The organism is Arthrobacter sp. Soil736 (assembly GCF_001428005.1).
In the GTDB taxonomy this organism is placed as follows: Bacteria; Actinomycetota; Actinomycetes; order Actinomycetales; family Micrococcaceae; genus Arthrobacter.
Genome location: NZ_LMSB01000012.1, coordinates 107,423 through 129,370 on the forward strand (window position 1 = coordinate 107,423; position 21,948 = coordinate 129,370).

The following is a 21,948-nucleotide window of genomic DNA, read 5'->3' on the forward strand; positions in this document are numbered from 1 at the left end:
AGGTTGGTTCCGTGCTGGTGGGCGCGGTTGATCGTCCAGTCCACCGAAACGGTCCAGTAGATCTGACCGGCCGCGTCTTCGGCCAAAGTCTTGCGTGGATAGGGTCGCAGGTCCCGTCGGCCGCGAAACGGCGGTGCCGCTTCCACACCGTCTGCCACGGACCGAACTCCGCCGGTGCAGTGAGCTCCAGCTCAAGGAGGATCCTTCCGATGCGCCGGGCCGCTGCGGGCGAGTCCGCCCTGACCATTACGGTCTCGGCGGCGCTGGTGGTGTCACGGGGTATTTGCCCGCAGGCCGGGAGGCTGCGGTTCGTGGCAAGGCTGGAACGTCCCGTTCAAAGCGGGTCGTGGGTCTCCTCGTTGTCATCCAGATATCCACGGTAGAAGTGCGCATCGACGGTGGCCTTGTGGAAGAACAGCCGCATCTCGGCCAGGACCTGGGACATGATGGCGTTCAGCCGCGGGCTGCCGGCCAGCGCCACAATGGCGCCGTGGAAATGCTGGTTGGCGCTGCCCAGGCCCTCTTCGTCATCAGCGGCTGCGGCGAGTTTCCCTTCCTCCACTGCTGCCCGGACGGCGGCCACGGCCTCACGAGTCCCGCCGCCGCGGATGGCGCTGACCTCGATTGCCCGCCGCACGGTGTAGACATCGTGGATATCGCCGGCCACCAGGCTCGCCACAAACACTCCCCGGTTCGGGTGGCGCACCACCAGCCGCTCGCTGGCCAGTTCGGCAAAAGCTTCACGGACGGTGTTGCGGGAGACACCCAACTCTTCGGCGATGGTGGACTCGGTAAGCCGTGCACCCGGGAGGAGAATTCCTTCCGCCAGTTGCAGGCGCAGTTCGGCTGCCACCCTGTCCGCCACCGATCGCACGGCGATCCTCAAGCGCGCTGCCGCGCCGCGTCCGGCGCTGCCCTGCCCGGCATCATTGTCTCCGTGCATCGAAGTGCTGCGGACTACTGCACCTGACTTTGCCATACTCCAGAATTTACACGATCGTCATATTGTTGGATCGAAGAATTGTTGAACAATTGGCAAAATTGGTGCATCCTAGAAGGGATACACCAATGAGACGAGGATCACAATGGTTTACATGGACCTGAATAGTGACGTAGGCGAGTCCTTCGGACGCTGGACCCTGGGTGACGACACGGCTATGTTCCGGTCCGTGTCCAGCGCCAATGTGGCCTGCGGTTTCCACGCGGGTGACCCCACCGTGATCCGCCGTACTTGCAGGGAAGCCGTCGCGGCCGGTGTCACGATCGGTGCCCACGTGGGCTACCGTGACCTCGCCGGTTTCGGCCGACGCTTTATGGACATCGATCCCACCGAACTGGCGGACGACGTCGTCTACCAGATCGGCGCACTGCAGGCGCTGGCCGCCGCGGAGGGCGGGCGGGTCCGGTACGTCAAGCCCCACGGCGGTCTCTACAACGCCATCGTGTCGCACACCGCCCAGGCGCGCGCCGTCGTCGACGCCGTAAAGTCCGTTGACCCGGAACTGCCGATCCTCGGACTGCCGGGCTCGGAGGTCCTGCGGCTCGCCGAAGCGGCAGGCCTCCGCGGAGTGTCCGAAGCCTTTGCGGACCGGGCCTACAACCCCGACGGCACCCTCGTCTCCCGCTCGCTCCCCGGGGCCGTCCTGGAGGACCCGGCCCAGGTGGCCGAGCATGTCCTGCGCATGGCCACCGATTCCGCCATCCGCACCGTGGACGGCTCCATTCTGAAAATCAATGCAGACAGCATCTGCGTCCATGGCGATTCCCCCGGGGCCGTTGCCATGGCTGCCGCAGTGAGGGCGGCGCTTTCCGACGCCGGCATCACCATCGCGTCGTTCGTCTAAGCCCCTTCCTGCACGCCAACAGCACACAGGCAGCATCCCCGCACACTGGAGGACAACCATGACCACATTCAACCCGGATCACCGTGCCGGAACCAGAAAAATCCCGGCCGGCGCACTGAAGGCCTACATCGCGAGCCTCACCGGCACTTCGCTGGAATACTACGACTTCGCCATCTACTCGGTGGCCTCCGCGCTGGTCTTTCCCAAGATCTTCTTCCCGGGCAATAACGAATTCGTCGGGCTCCTGCTCTCCTTCTCGGCGTTCGCGGTGGGCTACCTGGCACGGCCCATCGGCGGCGTGGTTTTCGGCCGCCTTGGCGACAAGATCGGCCGCAAGCAGGTCCTTGTCATCACGCTCATGGTTATCGGTGTTGCAACTGTGCTGATCGGTGCCCTCCCGGACTACTCCGTCATCGGCGTAGCGGCCCCCATCATCCTGGTGCTCCTGCGCCTGGCCCAGGGCATCGGCGTCGGCGGTGAATGGGGCGGTGCGGTGCTGCTCTCCGGCGAATTCGGCGACGCAAAAAGGCGCGGATTCTGGTCCTCGGCCGCCCAGATCGGCCCGCCGGCCGGCAACCTGATGGCCAACGGCGTGCTGGCCATACTCGCAGCAAGCCTCAGCAACGAAGCCTTCCTCTCCTGGGGCTGGCGCGTGGCCTTCCTGGCTTCCGCACTGCTGGTGGTCTTCGGCCTGATCATCCGGCTCAAGCTGGAGGAAACCCCGGTCTTCAAGGCGATCAAGGCACACGGCGAACAGCCCAAGGCCCCCATCAAAGAGGTGTTCACCAAGGAACCCCGCGCCCTGGTTGCCGCTGCCCTCTCCCGCGTTTGCCCTGACGTCCTGTACGCCCTGTTCACCGTTTTTGTGGCCGTCTACGCCACCAGGGAACTGGGCATGACCACCGGCAACGTGCTGGGTGCCATCCTCATCGGCTCGGCATTCCAGCTGGTGCTGATCCCCGTAGCCGGCGCCGTTACTGACCGCTTCAACCGGCGCCTCGTCTACGGCATCGCCGCCGTGGGCACTGCCGCCTACATCCCGGTGTTCTTCCTCATGGTCCAGGGCAAGTCGGTGCTGATGCTCACCGTGGGCGTTGTGATCGGCCTTGCCTTCCACGCCTTTATGTACGGCCCGCAGGCCGCGTACATCACCGAGCAGTTCCCGGCCCGGCTCCGCTACGCCGGCAGCTCGCTGGCCTACACCCTGGCCGGCGTGATCGGCGGCGCCGTGGCTCCGCTGATCTTCACCGCCCTCTACGCAGCCTCCGGCAACTGGTTCCTGATCGCGGCCTACCTGCTCGTAACCTCGGTGGTGACCGTCGTCGGGCTGGCCCTCGGCAGGGACCCGCACACCGACGAGGAAGAGCGTCTCCTGCAGGATGCCCACGCCTGAACGGCGCGGACAACCGGATGATTGAGGCAGCCATGGAAGCACTGACAGTGCATAAGGTCCGCTCGGTGCGGCCCGTGGGAACCCGCGCGGTGCTCGCGGAGCTTTCCGGAACGCAGGACGTGCTGGCCCTGCAGGCCATGCTCCTCGAGGCACCGCTTCCGGGGCAGCAGGATGTCCTGGCGGCCGCCGAGACCGTAATGGTCAGGGCGGACTCGCCCGCAGCGGCCCGGCGCATCGGAAGGACCCTCCTTGAGCTGGAGCTCACCGCGCCGGCGGAGCAGGGCAGCGGCCTGGTGGTCATTGAGACCGTGTACGACGGCGAGGATCTCGCCGAAGTGGGGACGCTGACCGGCCTCGGCACTGATGGTGTGATCGCAGCCCATACCGGCCAAGTCTGGACGGTGGCGTTCGCCGGCTTCGCGCCCGGCTTCGGATACATGATCGGGGAGAACCAGGTGCTCGAAGTTCCCCGCCGGAGTTCACCGCGCACCGCCGTCCCCGCGGGGTCGGTGGCCCTGGCCGGAAACTATTCGGCGGTATACCCGCGCAGGTCCCCGGGAGGCTGGCAGCTGATCGGCCGCACGGGAGCCCGCATGTGGGACCTCAACCGTGCCGAGCCGGCGCTGGCAAGCCCCGGCCACCGCGTGCAGTTCCGCGCGGTCCGGGACGCCGTGACCCTTACCCCGGAACCGGACGCTGCTGCTTCGACGGAAGCGGAGCAGCAGGCACAGGAGGCCGGTTCCGGGCTCCGTGTTCTTTCGCCCGGAATCCACAGCCTCATCGAGGACCTTGGCCGGCAGGGCCACTCCGCCCTTGGCGTCTCTGCCGCCGGGGCGCTGGACCGGGCCTCGCTCCGCAGGGCCAACCGCCTGGTGGGCAACGGCCCGTCCGCCGCCGCCATCGAAACCGTGGCCGGCGGCCTCAGGGTGCAGGCCGTAGGAGACCAGGTCCTGGCCGTCGCCGGGGCGCCGTCGGAGCTGACTGTCGTCTCGCCGTCGGACGCCGCTGAACAGTCTGACCCTGCTGACTCGACCGACCCTGCTGATTCGACCGGCCAGGGGGAGTCCCGCCGGCAACGCACGGTCCCGATGGCCACGCCGTTCGCCCTGCTCGACGGTGAAATCCTCAGCATCAGCGCTCCCGAAGCAGGGTTCCGGAGTTACCTTGCCGTCCGCGGCGGCGTGGACGCCACCCCGGTACTGGGCAGCCGATCCACCGACACCATGTCCGGAATCGGCCCGGCACCTCTGGCCGCCGGACAGCTGCTCGCCTCCGGCGATGTGGTGGACTCCGGTGTCGTGGGAAGCCCCGAACTTCAGCCCGATTTTCCCCGTGACGGGGTCACCGTGCTGGACATCGTCCCCGGCCCGCGCGCCGACTGGTTCGATCAGGCGGCCCTTGACTCATTGTGCGACCAAGACTGGGAGGTCAAGCCGCAGTCCAACCGGGTAGGCATGAGGCTGCAGGGGAAGCCCCTGCAACGCAGCCGGGCCGGCGAACTCCTCAGCGAAGGAACAGTGGCGGGCGCCATCCAGATCCCGCCGGAGGGACTGCCCGTGCTCTTCCTTGCCGACCACCCCATCACCGGCGGCTACCCCGTCATCGGCGTCGTGGTGGACCACCAACTGGACCTCGCAGCCCAGGTGCCCATCGGCGGAAGCATCCGCTTCCGCACCGCACCCCCTGCAGAACGAACTGCCCCCGAACCAACTGTCGCCTCACCGGACGACTCCCGAACGAAAAGCGAGTAACTGATGCGCAAGGTCCTGATCGCCAACCGCGGTGAAATCGCCGTCCGCATTGCCCGTGCCTGCAACGACGCGCAGCTGGAATCCGTCGCCGTGTATGCGGACATCGACGCCGATGCCATGCACGTCGCCGCCGCCGACGAGGCCTTCAGCCTGGGCGGCAACTCCCCGGCCGACACCTACCTGAACATCGGAAAGTTGCTCAGCGTGGCGGCCGAGTCCGGGGCGGACGCGGTCCACCCCGGGTACGGCTTCCTGTCCGAAAACGCCGATTTTGCCCAGGCAGTGCTGGATGCCGGCCTCGTGTGGATCGGCCCCACCCCGGACGCCATCCGCCAGCTGGGCAACAAGATCACGGCACGCGATATTGCCGTCCGCGCCGGTGCGCCGCTCGTGGCAGGCAGCGACGGGCCTGTGGAGTCCGCCGCGGAGGCGCGAGCCTTCGCCGAAGAGCACGGCCTGCCCATCGCCATCAAGGCCGCCTTCGGCGGAGGCGGCCGCGGGCTGAAGGTGGTCCGGAACATGGACGAGATCGAGGAAGCCTTCGACTCCGCCGTCCGTGAAGCAGTGGCAGCCTTCGGCCGCGGCGAATGCTTCGTGGAACGCTACCTGGACCGCCCGCGCCACGTCGAGGCACAGGTGCTGGCCGACACGCACGGCAACGTCGTCGTCGTCGGAACGCGCGACTGCTCCCTGCAGCGGCGGCACCAGAAGCTCGTGGAGGAGGCCCCCGCGCCGTTCCTGACTGACGAGCAGACCCGCCAGATCTACGACGCCGCCAAGGCCGTCTGCCGGGAAGCCGGATATTCCGGCGCCGGCACCGTCGAATTCCTGGTCGCGGCCGACGGCACCGTGGCGTTCCTCGAGGTGAACACCCGCCTGCAGGTGGAGCACCCCATTAGCGAGGAAACCACCGGGATCGACCTCGTCCAGGAGCAGTTCCGGATCGCCGCCGGTGAGCGGCTGCGGCTCACCGAGGACCCCGTGCCCCGCGGACACTCCTTCGAATTCCGGATCAACGCCGAGGACGTCGGACGCGGCTTCCTGCCCTCACCCGGCACCATCGGCGAGTTCAACGGCCCCACCGGACCGGGAGTGCGCCTGGACACCGGCGTCCGCTCCGGCTCCTTCGTCCCGCCGCAGTTCGACTCCCTCCTGGCGAAGCTGATCGTCACCGGCGCGGACCGCCAGCAGGCGCTGCGGCGGGCACGCCGGGCACTGGCCGAGCTCAGCATCACGGGCGTGGCCACCGTGATCCCGTTCCACCGCGCAGTGGTGCAGGCCGAGGACTTCGTTTCGGAGAACGGTTTGGGCATCCACACCCGCTGGATCGAGACCGACTTCGCGGACCGGATCCCGGCGGACCCGGGCTTCAGCACCGCGGCGCCCGAGGGCGAACGGCGCACCATCACGGTCGAGATCGATGGCCGCCGGCTCGCCGTCGGCCTTCCGGCCGACCTGCTGGACGGCTGGGCACGGTCCGGTCAGGCCCTTCCCGCCGGAGTGACAGCAGCTTCAGAGTCCGACGGCGCCACGCACGCCGGCGGAGACGCCGACCCTCGCGAACTCCGCGCCGACATGGCCGGCACCGTGGTGAAGTGGCTCGTCGAGCCCGGCGCCGAGGTGTCGGCAGGGGATCCGGTGGTTGTTTTGGAGGCGATGAAGATGGAAACCCAGGTTTCCGCCCACCGCGACGGAACTGTAACCGGCCTCCGCGCCGAAGCCGGCGGAGTGGTGACGGCCCGAGCGGTGCTGGCACTCATCGGCTAGGGCGGGTCCGCCGACGGCCGTTCCGTCGCCGTTCCGGCTGGAGGTTCTAGACGAGAAGCCTGATAGCCAACGTCCTGACAGCAACGATGGCGACTCTTCGAAGGTCTAGCCGGCTCTCCAGTCTCGATCTTTCATGAATGTGTGGACGGTAGGCGTGGTACGAACGTCCACGAGCAGCCGACAGTGGACTGATTCCTCGTCGAAAACAGGCAGCCCCCGCGGCATTAAGACCTCGCCACGGCCCAGCCAACGACTTTCCGAGTCTCCGGATGTGGTGCTTCGAGGTGTGCATAATCCCCCGCTCAGCAACAACACCCACTAGTGCGCATGGCGCACATGGGCAGACAAGGAACGAGAACCATGCCTCACGGCCCAACCCCTGATTTTCAAGACAACCACCTCGAACAGGGGAGCCAGGTCAGGGAAGAATCATGCAACCCCGCAGACCGGCCGGTGCATGGACCGAGCGACGTTTTCCACGGCCGCACCGCGGACCTTCCCGTCGTCGCCGTGGCAGCCGCGAAGCCAAAAGGTGGGATGAAGGCATGAACGAAGTTGTGACGGCGACGGTCGCGGCAGCTGAGCCATTCATCGGGATACCCAGCAGCGTGTGGCGGCTGCGCAGCGATGCGTGGGAGTTCCTGGGCTACGCCACCAAGCAGTTGGCCGCTGCCCACGCGCCGGAGGCTTCGGTGAACGGCCTCCCGCGTGAGATCAGGCGGCTGCTGCAGCTGTTGGAAGCGATCGAGATGTATTGGGCGTTCCCTGGGCACCGGCATGTCACCCAGCTGCGCCAGCGCGTCGAAGCCGGGGACTACCGCGGGGCGCTTGAACTCATTGAACCCGTCACCCGCGGTTTCGCGAGATTGAGCCCCCGTGCTCAGGAGCGCGAATCCTCTCTCGAGAGGGATACCCCCGGTGCCGAGCTGCCGGCCGCGCAGGCCCCGGCGGAGGTTCGGCCGAGATTCGAGGTCCTCATCGTCGATGACATGTCCGCTACGGAGCGGGACGCCCTTCGGGCCGAGATGCTGCGCCAGCGCAGGCCTGCCGATGCGTTCATCTACGAGCTGACAATAGTCTCGAGCGTTGAGGACGCGCTCGTGGCGGTGTTGTTGAATCCAGATATTCAGGCCTGTGTTCTTCGGCCGGGGTTCGGATCCACCACGCGACAGCGGCTGGGCCATGACCTGCGCGACTTCCTTCCCGGATTCGCCGGAGAGGACATTGCCCCGTTGCGGCCCATCGAGCGGATCCTTGGCCTGGCGGACAAGATCGCGCAGCTGCGGCCCGAACTCGATCTCTACCTGGTCGCGGGCGTCTCGATCGAGGAGCTCGCCGGGTCACTGACCCGAAGGTTCAGCCGAATCTTCCGCCGGGAGGACAGCTTGGAGCTGCACCTGTCGCTGTTGCGCGGAGTGACGGACCGTTACGACACGCCGTTCTTCACCGCCCTTCAGTACTACAGCAGAAAGCCCGCGGGCGTCTTCCACGCGCTGCCAGTCTCCCGCGGCGGGTCGGTGGTGAACTCCAAATGGATCAAGGACATGGGCGAGTTCTACGGCCTCAACCTGCTCCTGGCGGAGACCTCGACCACCTCCGGAGGTCTGGACTCGCTGCTTGACCCGCACGGGTCCATCAAGGAGGCCCAGACGCTGGCGGCCCGCGCGTTCGGGGCCCAGAAGTCGTTCTTCGTCACCAACGGCACCTCAACGGCGAACAAGATCGTCCACCAGTCGATCATTGCCCCCGGCGATGTGGTCCTGGTCGACCGTAACTGCCACAAGTCACACCACTACGCGCTCATGCTGGCCGGCGCCCAGGTCGCCTACCTGGATGCCTACCCCCTGCACGATTACTCGTTCTACGGCGCCGTCCCGCTGGCCAGCATCAAGGCGATGCTGCTGGACTACCGCCGGGTTGGACGGCTGGAGGAGGTCAAGATGATCGCGCTGACGAACTGCACCTTCGACGGCATCGTCTACGACGTCGAGCGGGTCATGGAAGAGTGCCTGGCGATCAAACCGGACCTGGTGTTCCTGTGGGACGAGGCCTGGTTCGGGTTCGCCGGCTTCCACCATGTCTATCGCCGCCGGACCGCGATGGCCGCGGCACGAAAACTGGAGGCGGCCTTCAAGGACCCCTCCTACACGCTTCGCCATGCGGCGCAGGTGAAGGAACTCTACGATCCCGACACGAACGAGCCCCTCGCCGACGAAGTGTGGATGAAGACCCGACTCGTGCCGGATCCGGCAACCGCCCGTCTGCGGGTCTACGCCACCCAATCAACGCACAAGACCCTCACCTCGCTGCGCCAGGGCTCCATGATCCACGTCTTCGACCAGGACTTCAGCCACCTCAACGAGGAAGCATTCCGCGAAGCCTATATGACGCACACTTCGACCTCACCGAACTATCAGATCCTGGCCTCACTGGACATCGGACGCCGACAGGTCGAATTCGAGGGGTTCGAACTGGTACAAAAGCAGGCCGATCTCGCCGTCAGCATCGCCCAGGCAGTGGCACGTCATCCCCTCCTGAAGAAGTATTTCCGCACCCTCACCACCCGGGACCTGATCCCGGAGGAGTATCGCGAAAGCGACAGGCCGATGCCGCTTCGGGACGGGCTCGCGGCCATGGACGAGGCCTGGCGGCGGGACGAATTCGTCGTTGACCCCAGCCGACTGACCCTATATATCGGCCTGACCGGCGTCGACGGCGACACCTTCAAACACGAATACCTCATGGACAAGTTTGGGATCCAGGTCAACAAGACCTCCAGAAACAGTGTCCTGTTCATGACCAACATCGGCACCAGCCGCAGCTCCGTCGCCTACCTCATCGAGGTTCTCGTCAAACTGGCCGAAAGCTTCGAAGACGAGCAGGCCGCACTGAGCCCGCTCGGCCAACGAGCCCACGCGGCCCGCGGCGCAGCGCTCACCAGCGAACCCCGGCCGCTGCCGGACTTCAGCCATTTCGCGGACCGCTACCGACGCGACCCGCACACCCCGGACGGAAACATCCGAGCGGCCTACTTCGAAAGCTACAAGCCGGGATCATGCGAATACCTTTCCCCGGCCGAGCTGACCCGGCGGGTAGCGGCGGGCCACGAGGTGGTCTCCGCCGGATTCGTTACTCCCTACCCGCCGGGATTTCCCATCCTGGTACCGGGCCAGGTCATCACCGCCGGGATCCTGGCATTCATGTCCGCACTGGACACCCGTGAGATCCACGGATACAACCACGAACTCGGATACCGGGTAATGACTGGGGCAACTGCAAACTGATACGGGGGTCCGGGACCATTGCGCGGAATTTTTGCAGAGTGGCGGAACCACGCGGCGGACCTTGTAATGCTTCCCGTGTACGCGCCTGTGTAACGTCCAACCCGGTTGGTGATACGTTTTGGTGATGCGAATCGGATACGGACGTGTCTCAACACCCGAACAGCACCCCGAGGCCCAACACGACGCCCTGCGCGCGGCTGGCTGCGAGCAGATCTTCCTCGACACGGCCTCGGGGAAGCTGGCCCGCAGGCCCGAACTCGACAAAGCGCTGCTCTCGGCCAACCGGGCAGGTGATCAGCTCGTCGTCACCAAACTCGACCGGCTCGGGCGGTCGTTGGAACACCTCATCGACTTGTCCAACACGCTGCAGGAGCGCGGCGTGGACCTCGTCGTCCTTGACCAAGGAATCGACACATCCACCGCCATCGGCCGGATGTTCTTCCAGATCCTCGGCTCAATCGCCGAGTTCGAGCATTCTTTGATGTCCGAACGGACCCGTGACGGGCTGGCCGCCGCACGTGCACGGGGCCGGACCGGCGGGCAGAAACCAAAACTCGGCCCCCGCCAGGTCAAGCTGGCCCGCGAAATGTATGAAGAGAAGGGCCCCGACGGGAGACGGGCTCATACCGTCGAGCACATCGCCCAGGAATTCGGCGTTACCCGGCCCACCATCTACCGGCACCTCGCGAAACCATGAACGACGGGCCGCGCATGTCACATCAGAACGACGGCATGCCCCGTGAGGCCCAGCTGTCTCGTAGATAAGGACTTCCGAATTGGCCCTACGTCCCCTACTCACGGCTGCCGAGCGTGGCCAGATCCTGGCAATGCCCACTGGAACACCCGACACTTCACGAGTCTCAAATCCGGCCAACCTTCCAAAGATAAGCAGCTCCTGCTCACCGCAATACTGGCCGACGGCATCAACCTGGGACTGACCGAGATGGCCGAGTCGTGCACCGGCGTCACGTACGCCCAGCTGGACCGCCACCAAGCCTCGTACATTCGCGATGAAACGTACAGTGCTGCTCTCGCGCAGCTCGTGAACACCCAGCACGGCCACCCCTACGCCACGCAATGGGGAGATGGGACCACGTCTTCTTCAGATGGCCAGCGGTTCCGTGCCAGCAGCAAGGCCGAGTCCACCGGCCATGTGAACCCGAAATATGGTGCCGAGCCGGGACGACTCGTCTATACGCACGTCTCGGACCAGTACTCGCCATTCCACAGCAAACTCATCAACGTCGGAGACCGCGACGCCACCTACGTCCTGGACGGACTGCTCTACCACGAATCCGAACTGCAAATCCAGGAACACTACACCGACACAGCAGGATTCACAGACCATCTTTTCGCCCTCATGCACCTGCTCGGCTACCGGTTCTCACCACGTATCCGCAACATCGGTGACACCCGTCTCTACACGCCCACCAACGATCCAGAACTTTCAAGGTTGTTTCCGCTGATCGGCGGGGCTATCAGCACGAGAACGATCGCCCAGCATTGGGACGAGATCCTCCGGCTTGCCACGTCCATCAAAACCGGCGCCGTGATGGCGTCCCTGATGATGCGGAAGCTCGGCAGCTACCCCCGCCAAAATGGGCTAGCCCTCGCGCTGCGCGAACTCGGAAGAATGGAACGGACCCTCTTCCTGCTGGACTGGCTCCAAGACCCTGACCTCCGCCGGAAAGTCACCGCCGGCCTGAACAAGGGCGAAGCCCGGAACACCCTGGCCCGGGCAGTATTCTTCAACCGGCTCGGCGAGATCCGCGACCGTTCCTTCGAACAACAGCGCTACCGCGCCAGCGGGCTGAACCTCCTCACCGCCGCCATCGTTCTCTGGAACACCGTCTACCTTGACCGCACCATCACCACCCTGAACAGCAACGGCGGTACGACGGATCCTGACCTCCTGCGGTTCCTCTCACCCCTGGGGTGGGAACACATCAACCCCACCGGCGACTACACCTGGCCCCGCGCCAACCAGATCAAACCCGGCAACTACAGGCCATTGCGCCGCACGGCAAAACCTTAGCGTTGGATATTTCACTTTTTCACAAGCCGCCCCTACTTGTTCGGTTTTGGGGACTCTTCGGTGCGCGGCAGGGAGTCCAACAGCCTGCGGTAGCGCAGGGCTGCCCGGCCGTTGTTGCGTGCCATGTTCGTGGTTGTGACGAGCAGCCAGGGAACAATTGATCCGTGCACGATCCGCACCTTCGCCCGCCGCCGCCAGAGTTCAAGGAAAGCTGCGGCCATGATGTCTTCAGCATCGTGATGATTCCCGGAGAGCCGGTACACGTGGCGAAAGACCCGGTCGCGGTGTCTGTCGTACAACGCCCCGAACGCCTCGCCGTCGCCCCGGAGGCTGCGGGACCACAGCCCGTCATCATCATTCTCATCGTTCCCCATGCCCTGTAGTGTCGGGAACGGCCCGAAAGGTTACACAAGTCCGAATGGTCCCCGTAAGTTTTTGACTGGCAGGCGCTTTAGAAGGTTGAATCGTGGCTAATTGGCCGTTCTCTGAACAGGGCGTTGCCGCACAAGCCGATACGAACGATGGGTGTCCTGGCCATTCCTTAACGCACTGCAGTTCATAGGGGCGTTAGGGACCGTTGCTTCCGCACGGTCAGGTAGATGTTGTGGGAGGTGATGACCAGTGCCAGCCAAGCCGCGCCGAGGGCCCAGGCCGCCAGGACATCGGTGAGCCAGTGGTGTCCCAGGTAAACCCCGCTCAGGCCTATGGTCGCGGCAAAGGCGGTTGCCGCGGACACGGTGAGCCAACGGCTAAGGGTCGTCTGGAGCCGGAGAACTATCAGGTAGGCGATGATGCCGACGATGACCACTGAGTTCAGGGAGTGTCCGCTTGGAAACGAGGCGGAATGGTCGAACGGTGGCACGGCATCGTTGAGATCGGGGCGCGTACGGCCGATGAGCCGCTTGCCGGCGATGGTCATGAGCAGTGAACCGGTGCCTGCGATGACGATGAGGATAACGGGGGTCCAAGACCGCCGCTTGATCGTCAGGGCTATCGTGGCGGTCAGGGCAAGAACCAGCATGCCAACGGTGTCGCCGATGTAAGCGTAGGCGGTGACGAAGAGATCAAAGGCGGGGGAGCGGAGACTCTTTCCCGCGGCAAGCGCCGGGTGGTCCAGCTCGGCTACTCCGTCGGCTGCGACCATGGATTCCCAGACGCGGACGAAGACTGCGGTCATTCCGGCGACGATGGCAGCACCCGGCAGAAGGGTCAGGATCAGCGCCCCGTGCGGGCCGAGGAAATCGCTGCTCCCTCGGACCGCCCTGGCAAGGACACCGTTGGGCCGGTCGTCCGCCCGGGTGAGGTCACGGCCGCCGACGAAGCGGTCCTGATTCAGTCCACTGCCGACACCTTCGTCGGTCTGGCTGCGTCGTTCCTTACTCAACGTTGGTTCCCATCTCGAAATCGACCATCATCAGGCTGAGCCGTAAACAAGAGCCTAATGGCTCGTTCAGCGTTCTAGGCGCACAACTACCGGCGGAAAGTCCTGAAGCACACGGCACCCCTGATGTGGACCTGACGAAGTGCCGGCCGCGTTCCAATCGCGGGCTTGCAGAATGCGTTAGTGAACACTAACGAATTTCCCATGACCATCCAGGAGATCGACTCCGACAAACGAATCGTCTTCACCTGAGGCCTCAAACGACTGGTCGGGTTGCCGCCCTTGCGTGCGACCGCTCGGCGGTCCGGACCGGGACGGTCCCGGAGAGAAACCGGAGCCGGCTGCCGGGAGGACAATGGCACCATGAGAATCGAAGTCTTGTATTTCGAGGGGTGTCCGAATTCCGCGGAGGCTTGCCAGCGCACAGAAGTCGCCCTCGCCGCCCTGGGGTGGGGAAAGGTTGCGGTTCATATGCGGGAGATGCGGACAGCAGAGGATACAAAGGGAACCCCGTTCGCCGGTTCCCCGACTATCAGCGTGGACGGAAGGGATATTTTTCCGGGCGCGAACCCGGCCTCCGACCTCTCGTGCCGTATCTATCAGACGCCGAACGGTGTGGCCGGCCTGCCGACGGTTGACCAGTTGAAGGAAGCCCTCATAAACACCGGCCTCTGACGCCGGCTCGGTAGTGGGGGCCGTGGCCCGCGGAAATCAGACGTGCTGATCGACGAGAACCGGGTTGCCGTCCGGATCGAGCACCACAAAGTTCGCAGGCCCCGTCGTCGCCTCGTCTGCTTCCGAAAGGAACTGCGTGCCCTGGGCTTTCAGGTGCCGCTGGAGATCGCGCACATCGGTGAATGACTCAAGCGCCTGCGCGTCCTGATTCCAACCCGGGTTAAAGGTCAGCATGTTCTTCTCAAACATCCTTTGGAAGAGGCCTATGACAGCCTCACCGTTCTTCAGGATCAGCCAGTTCTGGGTGATGTCGCCCCCGTGGCTGCTAAATCCAAGCTTTTCGTAGAACGCAGCTGAAGCAGCGATGTCCTTGACGGCAAGGCTGAGCGAGAAGGCGCCGAGTTCCATGTTTGCTCCACTCTGCAGGAGTAGCGGCGTCTCGCGCTCGGGGTTCGCCCGGGAAAACGCCCGACGCCGGTGCGGGCTCTGTCCCGCTGGTCACCCTTCACTGGGCTGCTGCCGGGACCTTCCGATCAGTGGCCTCAGAACTTACTCCTACCAGCCACCAGGACATCCCAAATCAAGCTATTTGTCTCCGGCGGCAGGGCACGCAGGCAAGGGAGCCCGCGGGGGTTCGCTGCCGCCGTCGTCGTGCCTGGCGCAGCTGCGCCGCTACCGGGCGGAGCGCCGGTTGCGCGCCTGGGCCGCCAGGCGGGTGAAGGCAAAGACGAAGACCGCTTCGATCAGCACCATCAATCCGAGCAACAACCACTGGCCGCTGCCGATGAAGGCGATGGCACCGACGAGGACGAGCACGGTTCCGAGGACCAGCGCATAAACGGCGAACCCGAAAGCCACCCTGGCACTGCGCACACCTGTCCGGAAGCCAAAGCCCAAAGGCTCTCCTCCGGGGTACCCCTCAACGCGGTCGGGGCCTGCGGGCTTGAGCCTGTCGAACTCGTCCCAAAGGTCCCGGTCCTGATCGGTCATAGTCCCATTATCCCGCAATTCCAGCGGCCCTACGCTGGTCGCTGAGCGAGGAGTACTGCTTGGGGAGACGTCTCGCGGGGGCCGGGTTCGCGTGACATCTGAGCAACCATGGTGAAGCCGGCATTGGCCAGGTCTTCGATGACGGCTGCTGGCGGGAAGAGTTGGGCGTCCATCGACACGTCGTGACCATAGGCGCGAGATATCTGGCGAGAGCCTTCACCCACCTGGAAGCTGATCAAGGCGTATCCGCCGGGAGCAAGGACCCGGAAGAACTCTGCAAATACGCCGGGGAGATCGAGGGGTGCAGCCGGGTCATCCGGCCGGCGCCGCAGCCCGCGTCGACCACTGACCGGACGTTTCCTTCCATCACGTAAGTGGCGAACGCTTCGATCATGCCGCGATCGGCCGGCGCCTCGAAACTGGCATCGGGCAGCAATCTCGCGTAGCTCTCTGCGACCACGTCATAGGCCGACCGGACGAGGGCAAGACGATCATCTCGATGCATCCGGACAGGCTATCGCGGCCTCGCGCAGTTTCTGCCATTGCCGTCAGCCGGTGGAGCGCGGACGATTGCTGCATGGGCGGAAATAACAACAGGCTTCGTCTCCGGAACTTTGCGGGGTGCTGAGTGTTCGGCATGAAGGCCGGTGGTCGCAGGCGGTTGTGGTCCATCGTGGTGGCGGGGGTGGCCGTCGTCCTGCTCGCCATAGGGCTGGCGGTGTTCAAACCGTGGCTTCTCTTTATCGACGTGCGCGTGGATGAACAGATCCCGACCGTGGCTGCATCCTCCGATATTGCTCGACCCTCGCCGTCCGCATCATTAGAGGCCCCGTCGCCACCCGGCGCCGCGCCCACGCGGCAGGCGCCTGCCGGTCCGGTCCAGCTTGCTGCAGGTTCCTTGATCAGCCACGAACACGCGACGTCGGGGAGTGTCCGGATCCTGGGGCAGCCAAACGGCGACCGGCTACTGATCCTCGAGAATCTCGACACGTCGAACGGGCCGGATGTGCACGTCTGGCTGAGTGCTGCCGATGTCGTGGAGGGAACGGGCGGTTGGTTTACGGCTGGTGGTGCTGATCATCATGACCTAGGCCTCATCAAGGGAAACCAAGGCAATCAGGTCTACGCCATCCCGGCCGGGGTTGATCTGAAAAAGTACAAGTCCGTTGATCTCTGGTGCGTTCAGTTCAGCGTGTCATTCGGAGCGGCTCAGCTGACCTTCTGAGCCACTGGCGGACAAAATCCGGAGGCGCTTCCGGCTACTTCAACGCGGCGATTTGATGGTCTTCATCGTGAAGCGGGAGACGACTTTCTGGATGCCGGGAAGCGTCAGGACCCGCTCGGTGAGGAACGTTTCGTAAGCGGGGAGGTCCTGCACCCCGATCCGCACGAAGTAGTCCGGTGATCCGAACATGCGATGCATCTCGACGACCTCATCAAAGGCAGCCATGGCATCCTCAAACCGGAGAACGCTCTGGCGGTCGAACGCGGTCAGTTCGACGTCGAGGATCACCTCAAAGCTGCGCCCCATGGCCGTGGGGTCGACCACCGCGCGGTATCCGAGAATGACTTTCTCCTGCTCCAGGCGCTGCACCCTGCGCAGGCACGGTCCCGGCGTCAGGTGGACACGTTCGGCCAGGTTCACGTTGGGAATGCGGGCGTCCCGCATCAGCTCGGCCCGCCGCGAGATCGCGGCCGGCCTTCGTGATTCGCTGGCCGCCGGGCTGGGCATGTTTCCGCTGGGCATCGCTTTCGGCCTGCTCGTTGTACAGGCCGGGCTGCCCTGGTGGGTTGCGCCGGCCCTGTCCGTTGCCGGCTTCGCCGGGTCGCTGGAGCTCCTTCTCATCGGGATGATGGTGGCTGTGACCCCGCTGGCGACCATCGCCCTGACGACGTTCCTGGTCAACTTCCGGCACGTCTTCTACAGCTTCTCGTTCCCCCTGCATGTCGTGAAGAACCCGGTGGCGAAGGCGTATTCCGTGTACGCCATGATCGACGAGGCCTACGCCGTCACCGCTGCCTCCAAGGAGAACTGGACAGGTTGGCGGCTGATCAGCATGCAGCTGGCCTTTCAGGCCTACTGGGTCGGAGGAGGGTTGGCCGGTGTGTGGGCCTCGGCCCTGCTGCCCGCTCACGTGGAGGGCTTGGAATTTGCCCTCTGTGTGCTGTTTGTCACCCTGACACTCGATGCGGCCAGGACACGGAAGCAGGTCCCTCCGCTGCTTCTGGCCGCACTCAGCCTTGGTACCGCGCTCGTCGTGGCGCCGGACGCGTCTTTGTTTGTTGGCCTGGTGATCTTCCTTGTCCTGCTGATCGTACGGTTCGTCATGGACCGGCGCCGTGGAGTCCTCAATGCCTGAAACGCCGTACATCCTCGCCGTGCTGGCGATCGTCTTTACTGTCACGCTGGCCCTGCGAGCGCTGCCTTTCGCCGCCCTGCGCACACTCAGGGAGTCCGTGCTGGTCAGGAAGCTGTCCGTGTGGATGCCCGTCGGCATCCTGGGGATTCTCGCTGTGTCCACGCTGCGCACCACCCTGACGGCCGGTTCGGGCAACGCGCTCCCCGCGGCCGTTGCTGTGGCAGTCACCGCGGCCGCGCATCTCCTCGGCGGAAGGCGCACGCTGCTCAGCGTCGGGCTGGGAACGCTCGCGTACGTCGTCCTGGAGAACCTCTTCTAGCGCAGCAGTTTGCGACGCGCGGCGCAGCGCCCCAGCAGTTGGGGCACTGTATTAAGCGGGCTAGGCCCACGCGTCCTTACTTGCGGCGATGCCGTCCACGAAGTCCAGTACCGCGGGATGGGCGGGGTTGATGATGTGTCCGCCCGTCACGAGCACCGTCCGGGTGAACGGCAAGGCGCCTGACAGCCGGGCGTTCACCAGCCGGCACGCCTCGGGCGATTCCTCTGCGGAGACTATGAGCGTGGGCCTGCGGATCCCCTCCAGTTTGTCCTCGTCCAGCTCCAGGGCGTCCTCGCTGAGGTCCATGCCGTGGCCGTTGATCTCGGCAAGGACGGCGTGCCCCGTCCCGGCAAACATCTCCCTGAGATCCTCCGGCAGCGACTCCCAGGTTGCGTCGCCAAGGGACTCCCGGATCACAGTCTCCGCGGCCAGCCCGGGCTGGCCGGCCGAGCGCTCCAGCACCCTGAGGCGAAGGCTGCGGGCCCATGCGTCGGCCTCCGGGTCGATGGTGAACAAAGCCGGCTCCAGGAGCACCAGCGCCTTTACTTTGTCTGGGAACCGGCGGGCAAGCTCGATGGCGATGAGGCCGCCCGTGCTGCGGCCGATCACTACTGCCGGGCCAGCGTGCAGAGCGGCCAGGACGCCCGCGGCGTCGTCGACGTGGTCGACCAGGTCAAGAGTGGCGAACGGCGCCGGGGGAGCGCTGCGGTGGAAGCCCCTGCGGTCATAGATGATGCACCGGCCATGCAGGGCGAGTTCCTCGGCGGCATCCGCCCACATCACGGCTGAACTGGGCGTCCCGTGCACGCCCAAAATGGGGATCCCCTCGCCGCGTTCCTCGTAGTACAGATCCACGCCGTTGACGCTAAGTCGGGACATATCACCAGCGTAGGTCCCGCCCTCAATCAGCGGAAGGGATGCCCTCCTCGGCATCGATGGCCGGCAGGAGCTGGCGGTTCCTTATGCGCGATGCACCGAAATCGATCGTTACCGGCTGGATCTCCCAGGAGCCGCTGCGCCTCGACTGTGGAATTCCCACGGCAACGTGGGGCGTCCAGCGCGGGTACCTGAAGCCAAGAGCGCGTGAGCTGAGAATAAAGTCATCGGCGTTGTCAACGAGCAGCTCGGCCAGCAGCTCGTGCAGCGCCTGCACGAGGGAGACCTGAAAGTCACGCACGCTCTGAGGCACATCCACTTCGAGTCCGCATACGCTGCCGCCGCCCAGGACGATCAGCCTTTCGGCCTGTCCCGAGAAGCCTCCCATCACCGGCAGCCGCTGCAGCCACGCCGACGTCCTGCTGGCGGCCGTGGCGGGACTCGTGATGCCTTTGGTCCACTCCGAGACATCTTGGGAGAAGTCGTCCAGTACCCCGATGTGCAGCAGCGTCATGTGCAGGCCATGCTGCTTGCGCAGCGAGCGCACGTAGCTGCCCAGTTTCTCGTAGTCCGCGGTCCCGGACCCAACACTGAGCACCGGCACCTCCACCGTGATGCGCGGAACCATGTGCATCCGGACTCTCCCTCTTGCCCGTGCTGACCGTTGACTCTCGATGCAATTATCCTCCGGTCCGGGGAATTCGGCCGGGAGCTCGGGCATGACCAACTCCTCGGGATGGGTCGGCCGTTTATCCGAGGGTGGCGAGCGCGCGGTGTGCGGATTCCACAACCACCGGCGTGCCCGCCGTCAGCGTCTTCACTTCGCCGTCGAACTGCACGGGAACGGATTCCATCGTCCGGAAGCTGTAGCGGCTGACGCCGGGTTGGACGCCGAGCCCAATCGTCACGGCACGAAGTGTCATGAGCGCCATCCGCCACCTACTGGCGTGGGGCAGCATGATGACCTCGAACAGCCCGTCGTCAGGGTGGCCGGTCTCGCTGATTCTGCCGTACTTGGCCATGACCGGGACATTGGCCAGGATGAGGCTGTCGAACACAGCACGGGCCCCGTCGTCACGGGTGATTTCGAACGGCTGTAACCGGGTCAAAGTGCGTACGACAGAAATCAGCTCCTTCAGCGCTCCTTTGTTGCCCCGCTCAATTCCGATGGCCATGGCCGGTGTCAGTCCCAGGCCTATGTATGAGTGGGCGTAGTGCGTCCAAGCAGCCTTTCCCACGCCATGGGTCAGCCGCAGCAGATCGATTCGACTGACCTCGCCCCGGATGATTGCTTCGATCAGCGGAATCCGAGGCGTGCTGCGGTGGTGGTCGTTGGCATTTCCGCTTGCCAGTACCGCGCAGACGGCGCGGCTTTCAGCTACGTCCATTACCCCGTTGACAACCTCGTTATACCCCCCGTCGCCGCTGACGGACACAATCAGGGGTCGGCCCGAGGCCGCCGCCGTCCGGGCGAGTTCACGTGCGTGGCCGGGGAACTTGCTGGGCTCCAAACGAACGGGCATATTCGGTAGGCGGCGGGTCACTTCAGCGCGCAGCTGCTCGGCCAGGTGGGCAGGATTCCGGCTGCTGACCGGGTTATAAATCAAGATGATCCGGTCAAACGGTACCGGGGGCGAGGAAGCGTCCATGGAGTTATTCCTTCGACTAGCCAACGTTGGGGTGGCCTGGAACGTCTAGTCGAAGGAAATGTCGCGGGCCAAGGCGTCAATGGTCTTGCGGCGGGCTTCGTCCGCCTGACTTTTTAGCAGAGCATCTTCGTTTCGTTGCTCCCGCTCGTGACGTGACTGTTCACTAATCTCCCTGACTAGAGAGCCGATCAGCGTGGACAATCCGGATTTCAGTTCTTCCAGGTTGGTATTCCGGATTTCCAGTCGCAGGTCGTCAATGCCGAGGCTGACGTGGCCATAGCCCTGTTCCGCGAGACGCTCGTGGATGACCGGTCCCGGAATCATCTTGGACTCGGCCGGATTGACTCTTCGGGAGAAGCGGGCCGAGACGATGTACCTGGCAGGCGCCGTGCCCGAATAGAGTTCGCGCGGAACCGAAACGACGGATGACACCCGAAGCGTTGACTCCGGCGAAGTGTCCTCGACCGGTTCCCTGGATGAGACATTTGCGTTCACATGCACTATTTTCCCACCGTTTCCGACACACGGAACTCGGCGCTACGAACATGCTTCAGACGTCCTGCCCAGGCGGCGAAGGCTGTGGTCCCCCTGCCGCACGGGTGGGAGGATTTGTGTATGAGCGAAAATACAGGTTCCAGCCCTGAGCCGCCTGCCCCTGACGCAGCGGAAAAGCAGGCGCAAGGCGAAGCCAAAGGTGAACATTCGGCGCCGTCCACCGGCCAGATACGGACCGTGGGCCAGCGTCGCAGGGATTCTGAAGAAAAGCTTGAGAAGCATCAGCAGGAAGCGCGGCACAAACCCACGGAGTAAGCGCCCAGCCACTTGGGAACGTTCAACGATTCAGCAATCGGATTGTGGTGAAGCTCGTGTAAATTCGGAGTTATGGCATCTGTGAACCCGAACGCCGGGAATTCCCGCTTCCACGAACCTGCGGCTGTTCCTCAGGGCGGATCGGCATCGCCGGGCGGAACATCCCGGCTGCGCGTGGCGGTTCCGTCAGTGGCGACCCGCGTCGCCACTGAGCTGCGCCTCCAGATCGCGGAAGGCGCCCTGCTGCCAGGAACGAAGCTCAAGGAGGAGGCCCTTTCCGAAGAGCTCGGCGTTTCCCGCAACACCGTGCGCGAGGCGTTTGCCGAACTTGCCAGCGAGCGTCTTGTTGTCCGTCAGCCCAACCGCGGTGTCTTCGTGGCCAGCCTGGGCGCCAACGACATACATGACGTCTACACCGTGCGGCGGGCCATCGAGGTCAGCGCCGTCCGCGGCGGCGGCAGCCCGGAAAGCATCGCGTCCGTGCGGGCGGCCGTCGAGGAAGGAAAGCGCGCAGCCGCAGCGGGGGACAGCGAAGGCCTCGGCAGCGCCAACCAGCATTTCCACGGCGCCCTCGTGGCTATGGCGTCCAGCGAGCGCCTAAACACCATCATGTCGCAGGTGCTCGCCGAGATGAGGCTTTTCTTCCACAAGGCATCTGTCGACGGCGGCTTCTACCAGGACTATCTGGAAGAGAACGAACAGATCTGCAAAGCCCTCGAAGCCGGCGACACCGAACTGGCTGCCGAACGCCTGCTGTCCTACCTCGACAGGTCAGAAGAGCACCAAACCGCGGTTCACACCTCCTAGTGGTGTG

23 protein-coding genes and 1 pseudogene are annotated in these 21,948 nt (G+C 64.7%); 13 read left to right on the top strand and 11 right to left on the bottom strand.

The genetic code is table 11. The features are described 5' to 3' along the window. Positions 1–334 precede the first annotated feature (334 nt). Positions 335–943, bottom strand: a complete 609-nt coding sequence (locus tag ASG92_RS08885) for a GntR family transcriptional regulator (protein ID WP_082579400.1) — start codon at positions 941–943, stop codon at positions 335–337. A 142-nt stretch (positions 944–1,085) separates the two neighbouring features. On the opposite strand from ASG92_RS08885, the gene ASG92_RS08890 reads away from it, so the two are divergent. From ASG92_RS08890 to ASG92_RS08920, 7 genes and pseudogenes are all read left to right on the top strand, one after another. After that, on the top strand, positions 1,086–1,844 hold the full coding sequence (locus tag ASG92_RS08890) for a 5-oxoprolinase subunit PxpA (protein ID WP_056626912.1): 759 nt from the start codon (positions 1,086–1,088) through the stop codon (positions 1,842–1,844). Positions 1,845–1,902: 58 nt separating this feature from the next. Further along, positions 1,903–3,237: an MFS transporter gene (locus ASG92_RS08895; protein WP_056626913.1), complete on the top strand. Its 1,335-nt coding sequence runs from the start codon at positions 1,903–1,905 to the stop codon at positions 3,235–3,237. 32 nt (positions 3,238–3,269) lie between these two features. Next, positions 3,270–4,988, top strand: a complete 1,719-nt coding sequence (locus ASG92_RS08900; RefSeq protein WP_240987062.1) for a carboxyltransferase domain-containing protein — start codon at positions 3,270–3,272, stop codon at positions 4,986–4,988. A 3-nt stretch (positions 4,989–4,991) separates the two neighbouring features. Then, on the top strand, positions 4,992–6,755 hold the full coding sequence (locus tag ASG92_RS08905) for a biotin carboxylase N-terminal domain-containing protein (RefSeq protein WP_056626915.1): 1,764 nt from the start codon (positions 4,992–4,994) through the stop codon (positions 6,753–6,755). A gap of 545 nt (positions 6,756–7,300) precedes the next feature. Further along, complete coding sequence (locus ASG92_RS08910; protein ID WP_056626916.1) at positions 7,301–10,039, top strand: beta-eliminating lyase-related protein; 2,739 nt, start codon at positions 7,301–7,303, stop codon at positions 10,037–10,039. A 124-nt stretch (positions 10,040–10,163) separates the two neighbouring features. Continuing rightward, entirely contained in the window at positions 10,164–10,736 is a 573-nt protein-coding gene (locus tag ASG92_RS08915) for a recombinase family protein (protein WP_056626919.1), read from the top strand. Between the two features lie 144 nt (positions 10,737–10,880). After that, positions 10,881–12,074, top strand: a pseudogene (locus ASG92_RS08920) (Tn3 family transposase); the annotation flags it as partial. A 32-nt stretch (positions 12,075–12,106) separates the two neighbouring features. On the opposite strand, the gene ASG92_RS08925 reads toward ASG92_RS08920, so the two are convergent. Both ASG92_RS08925 and ASG92_RS08930 read right to left on the bottom strand, forming a co-directional pair. After that, a complete protein-coding gene (locus tag ASG92_RS08925) occupies positions 12,107–12,448 on the bottom strand; it encodes a sigma-70 family RNA polymerase sigma factor (RefSeq protein WP_240987063.1) in 342 nt (113 codons plus the stop codon). Positions 12,449–12,630: 182 nt separating this feature from the next. After that, positions 12,631–13,458 (bottom strand): phosphatase PAP2 family protein, encoded by an 828-nt coding sequence (locus ASG92_RS08930; protein ID WP_056626921.1) that lies wholly within the window; start codon positions 13,456–13,458, stop codon positions 12,631–12,633. 360 nt (positions 13,459–13,818) lie between these two features. On the opposite strand from ASG92_RS08930, the gene ASG92_RS08935 reads away from it, so the two are divergent. Then, positions 13,819–14,130, top strand: coding sequence for a hypothetical protein (locus ASG92_RS08935; protein ID WP_056626922.1), 312 nt, complete (start codon positions 13,819–13,821; stop codon positions 14,128–14,130). Between the two features lie 36 nt (positions 14,131–14,166). Here the strand turns inward: ASG92_RS08935 and ASG92_RS08940 are convergent, their stop codons facing one another. The 3 genes from ASG92_RS08940 to ASG92_RS29205 form a co-directional block, all read right to left on the bottom strand. Beyond that, a complete protein-coding gene (locus tag ASG92_RS08940; RefSeq protein WP_056626923.1) occupies positions 14,167–14,538 on the bottom strand; it encodes a VOC family protein in 372 nt (123 codons plus the stop codon). A 264-nt stretch (positions 14,539–14,802) separates the two neighbouring features. Continuing rightward, positions 14,803–15,120 carry a hypothetical protein gene (locus ASG92_RS08945; protein WP_056626924.1) on the bottom strand — a complete coding sequence of 106 codons (318 nt, stop codon included), beginning with the start codon at positions 15,118–15,120 and terminating at the stop codon, positions 14,803–14,805. Positions 15,121–15,355: 235 nt separating this feature from the next. Next, a complete protein-coding gene (locus ASG92_RS29205) occupies positions 15,356–15,625 on the bottom strand; it encodes a hypothetical protein (protein WP_056626926.1) in 270 nt (89 codons plus the stop codon). 132 nt (positions 15,626–15,757) lie between these two features. On the opposite strand from ASG92_RS29205, the gene ASG92_RS08960 reads away from it, so the two are divergent. Then, positions 15,758–16,345, top strand: a complete 588-nt coding sequence (locus ASG92_RS08960; protein WP_200951942.1) for a DM13 domain-containing protein — start codon at positions 15,758–15,760, stop codon at positions 16,343–16,345. Between the two features lie 39 nt (positions 16,346–16,384). On the opposite strand, the gene ASG92_RS08965 is transcribed toward ASG92_RS08960, so the two are convergent. Further along, positions 16,385–16,765 (bottom strand): Lrp/AsnC family transcriptional regulator, encoded by a 381-nt coding sequence (locus ASG92_RS08965; protein WP_240987064.1) that lies wholly within the window; start codon positions 16,763–16,765, stop codon positions 16,385–16,387. 7 nt (positions 16,766–16,772) lie between these two features. Here ASG92_RS08965 and ASG92_RS08970 point away from each other — a divergent pair, with 7 nt between their 5' ends. Both ASG92_RS08970 and ASG92_RS08975 read left to right on the top strand, forming a co-directional pair. Beyond that, on the top strand, positions 16,773–17,480 hold the full coding sequence (locus ASG92_RS08970; RefSeq protein WP_056626927.1) for an AzlC family ABC transporter permease: 708 nt from the start codon (positions 16,773–16,775) through the stop codon (positions 17,478–17,480). Continuing rightward, a complete protein-coding gene (locus ASG92_RS08975) occupies positions 17,473–17,799 on the top strand; it encodes an AzlD domain-containing protein (RefSeq protein ID WP_056626928.1) in 327 nt (108 codons plus the stop codon). The genes ASG92_RS08970 and ASG92_RS08975 overlap by 8 nt, the downstream gene beginning before the upstream one ends. Positions 17,800–17,859: 60 nt before the next feature. On the opposite strand, the gene ASG92_RS08980 is transcribed toward ASG92_RS08975, so the two are convergent. From ASG92_RS08980 to ASG92_RS08995, 4 genes are all read right to left on the bottom strand, one after another. After that, positions 17,860–18,678 carry an alpha/beta hydrolase gene (locus ASG92_RS08980; RefSeq protein WP_056626929.1) on the bottom strand — a complete coding sequence of 273 codons (819 nt, stop codon included), beginning with the start codon at positions 18,676–18,678 and terminating at the stop codon, positions 17,860–17,862. 22 nt (positions 18,679–18,700) lie between these two features. Then, the gene (locus ASG92_RS08985) at positions 18,701–19,309 is read right to left on the bottom strand and encodes a hypothetical protein (RefSeq protein ID WP_056626930.1); all 609 of its coding nucleotides are present in this window, start codon (positions 19,307–19,309) and stop codon (positions 18,701–18,703) included. Between the two features lie 115 nt (positions 19,310–19,424). After that, on the bottom strand, positions 19,425–20,324 hold the full coding sequence (locus ASG92_RS08990; RefSeq protein ID WP_056626931.1) for a diacylglycerol kinase family protein: 900 nt from the start codon (positions 20,322–20,324) through the stop codon (positions 19,425–19,427). A 45-nt stretch (positions 20,325–20,369) separates the two neighbouring features. Beyond that, positions 20,370–20,819, bottom strand: coding sequence for a hypothetical protein (locus tag ASG92_RS08995; RefSeq protein ID WP_157372159.1), 450 nt, complete (start codon positions 20,817–20,819; stop codon positions 20,370–20,372). Positions 20,820–20,939: 120 nt separating this feature from the next. Between ASG92_RS08995 and ASG92_RS09000 the strand changes: the two genes are divergently transcribed. Further along, the gene (locus ASG92_RS09000) at positions 20,940–21,134 is read left to right on the top strand and encodes a hypothetical protein (protein ID WP_056626936.1); all 195 of its coding nucleotides are present in this window, start codon (positions 20,940–20,942) and stop codon (positions 21,132–21,134) included. A gap of 72 nt (positions 21,135–21,206) precedes the next feature. Further along, on the top strand, positions 21,207–21,941 hold the full coding sequence (locus ASG92_RS09005) for a GntR family transcriptional regulator (RefSeq protein WP_082579402.1): 735 nt from the start codon (positions 21,207–21,209) through the stop codon (positions 21,939–21,941). The last annotated feature ends 7 nt before the right edge of the window (positions 21,942–21,948 follow it).

What these genes read in the sequence shown, in the direction of transcription:
- ASG92_RS08915 (WP_056626919.1), top strand. Translation starts at nt 10,164, where the DNA reads ATGCGAATCGGATACGGACGTGTCTCAACACCCGAACAGCACCCCGAG.
- ASG92_RS09005 (WP_082579402.1), top strand. Translation starts at nt 21,207, where the DNA reads ATGGCATCTGTGAACCCGAACGCCGGGAATTCCCGCTTCCACGAACCT.
- ASG92_RS08910 (WP_056626916.1), top strand. Translation starts at nt 7,301, where the DNA reads ATGAACGAAGTTGTGACGGCGACGGTCGCGGCAGCTGAGCCATTCATC.
- ASG92_RS08980 (WP_056626929.1), bottom strand. Translation starts at nt 18,678, where the DNA reads ATGTCCCGACTTAGCGTCAACGGCGTGGATCTGTACTACGAGGAACGC.
- ASG92_RS09000 (WP_056626936.1), top strand. Translation starts at nt 20,940, where the DNA reads ATGAGCGAAAATACAGGTTCCAGCCCTGAGCCGCCTGCCCCTGACGCA.
- ASG92_RS08895 (WP_056626913.1), top strand. Translation starts at nt 1,903, where the DNA reads ATGACCACATTCAACCCGGATCACCGTGCCGGAACCAGAAAAATCCCG.
- ASG92_RS08970 (WP_056626927.1), top strand. Translation starts at nt 16,773, where the DNA reads ATGCGGGCGTCCCGCATCAGCTCGGCCCGCCGCGAGATCGCGGCCGGC.
- ASG92_RS29205 (WP_056626926.1), bottom strand. Translation starts at nt 15,625, where the DNA reads ATGCATCGAGATGATCGTCTTGCCCTCGTCCGGTCGGCCTATGACGTG.
- ASG92_RS08975 (WP_056626928.1), top strand. Translation starts at nt 17,473, where the DNA reads ATGCCTGAAACGCCGTACATCCTCGCCGTGCTGGCGATCGTCTTTACT.
- ASG92_RS08900 (WP_240987062.1), top strand. Translation starts at nt 3,270, where the DNA reads ATGGAAGCACTGACAGTGCATAAGGTCCGCTCGGTGCGGCCCGTGGGA.
- ASG92_RS08960 (WP_200951942.1), top strand. Translation starts at nt 15,758, where the DNA reads ATGAAGGCCGGTGGTCGCAGGCGGTTGTGGTCCATCGTGGTGGCGGGG.
- ASG92_RS08990 (WP_056626931.1), bottom strand. Translation starts at nt 20,324, where the DNA reads ATGGACGCTTCCTCGCCCCCGGTACCGTTTGACCGGATCATCTTGATT.
- ASG92_RS08890 (WP_056626912.1), top strand. Translation starts at nt 1,086, where the DNA reads ATGGTTTACATGGACCTGAATAGTGACGTAGGCGAGTCCTTCGGACGC.
- ASG92_RS08885 (WP_082579400.1), bottom strand. Translation starts at nt 943, where the DNA reads ATGCACGGAGACAATGATGCCGGGCAGGGCAGCGCCGGACGCGGCGCG.
- ASG92_RS08945 (WP_056626924.1), bottom strand. Translation starts at nt 15,120, where the DNA reads ATGACCGATCAGGACCGGGACCTTTGGGACGAGTTCGACAGGCTCAAG.
- ASG92_RS08940 (WP_056626923.1), bottom strand. Translation starts at nt 14,538, where the DNA reads ATGGAACTCGGCGCCTTCTCGCTCAGCCTTGCCGTCAAGGACATCGCT.
- ASG92_RS08925 (WP_240987063.1), bottom strand. Translation starts at nt 12,448, where the DNA reads ATGGGGAACGATGAGAATGATGATGACGGGCTGTGGTCCCGCAGCCTC.
- ASG92_RS08985 (WP_056626930.1), bottom strand. Translation starts at nt 19,309, where the DNA reads ATGCACATGGTTCCGCGCATCACGGTGGAGGTGCCGGTGCTCAGTGTT.
- ASG92_RS08935 (WP_056626922.1), top strand. Translation starts at nt 13,819, where the DNA reads ATGAGAATCGAAGTCTTGTATTTCGAGGGGTGTCCGAATTCCGCGGAG.
- ASG92_RS08905 (WP_056626915.1), top strand. Translation starts at nt 4,992, where the DNA reads ATGCGCAAGGTCCTGATCGCCAACCGCGGTGAAATCGCCGTCCGCATT.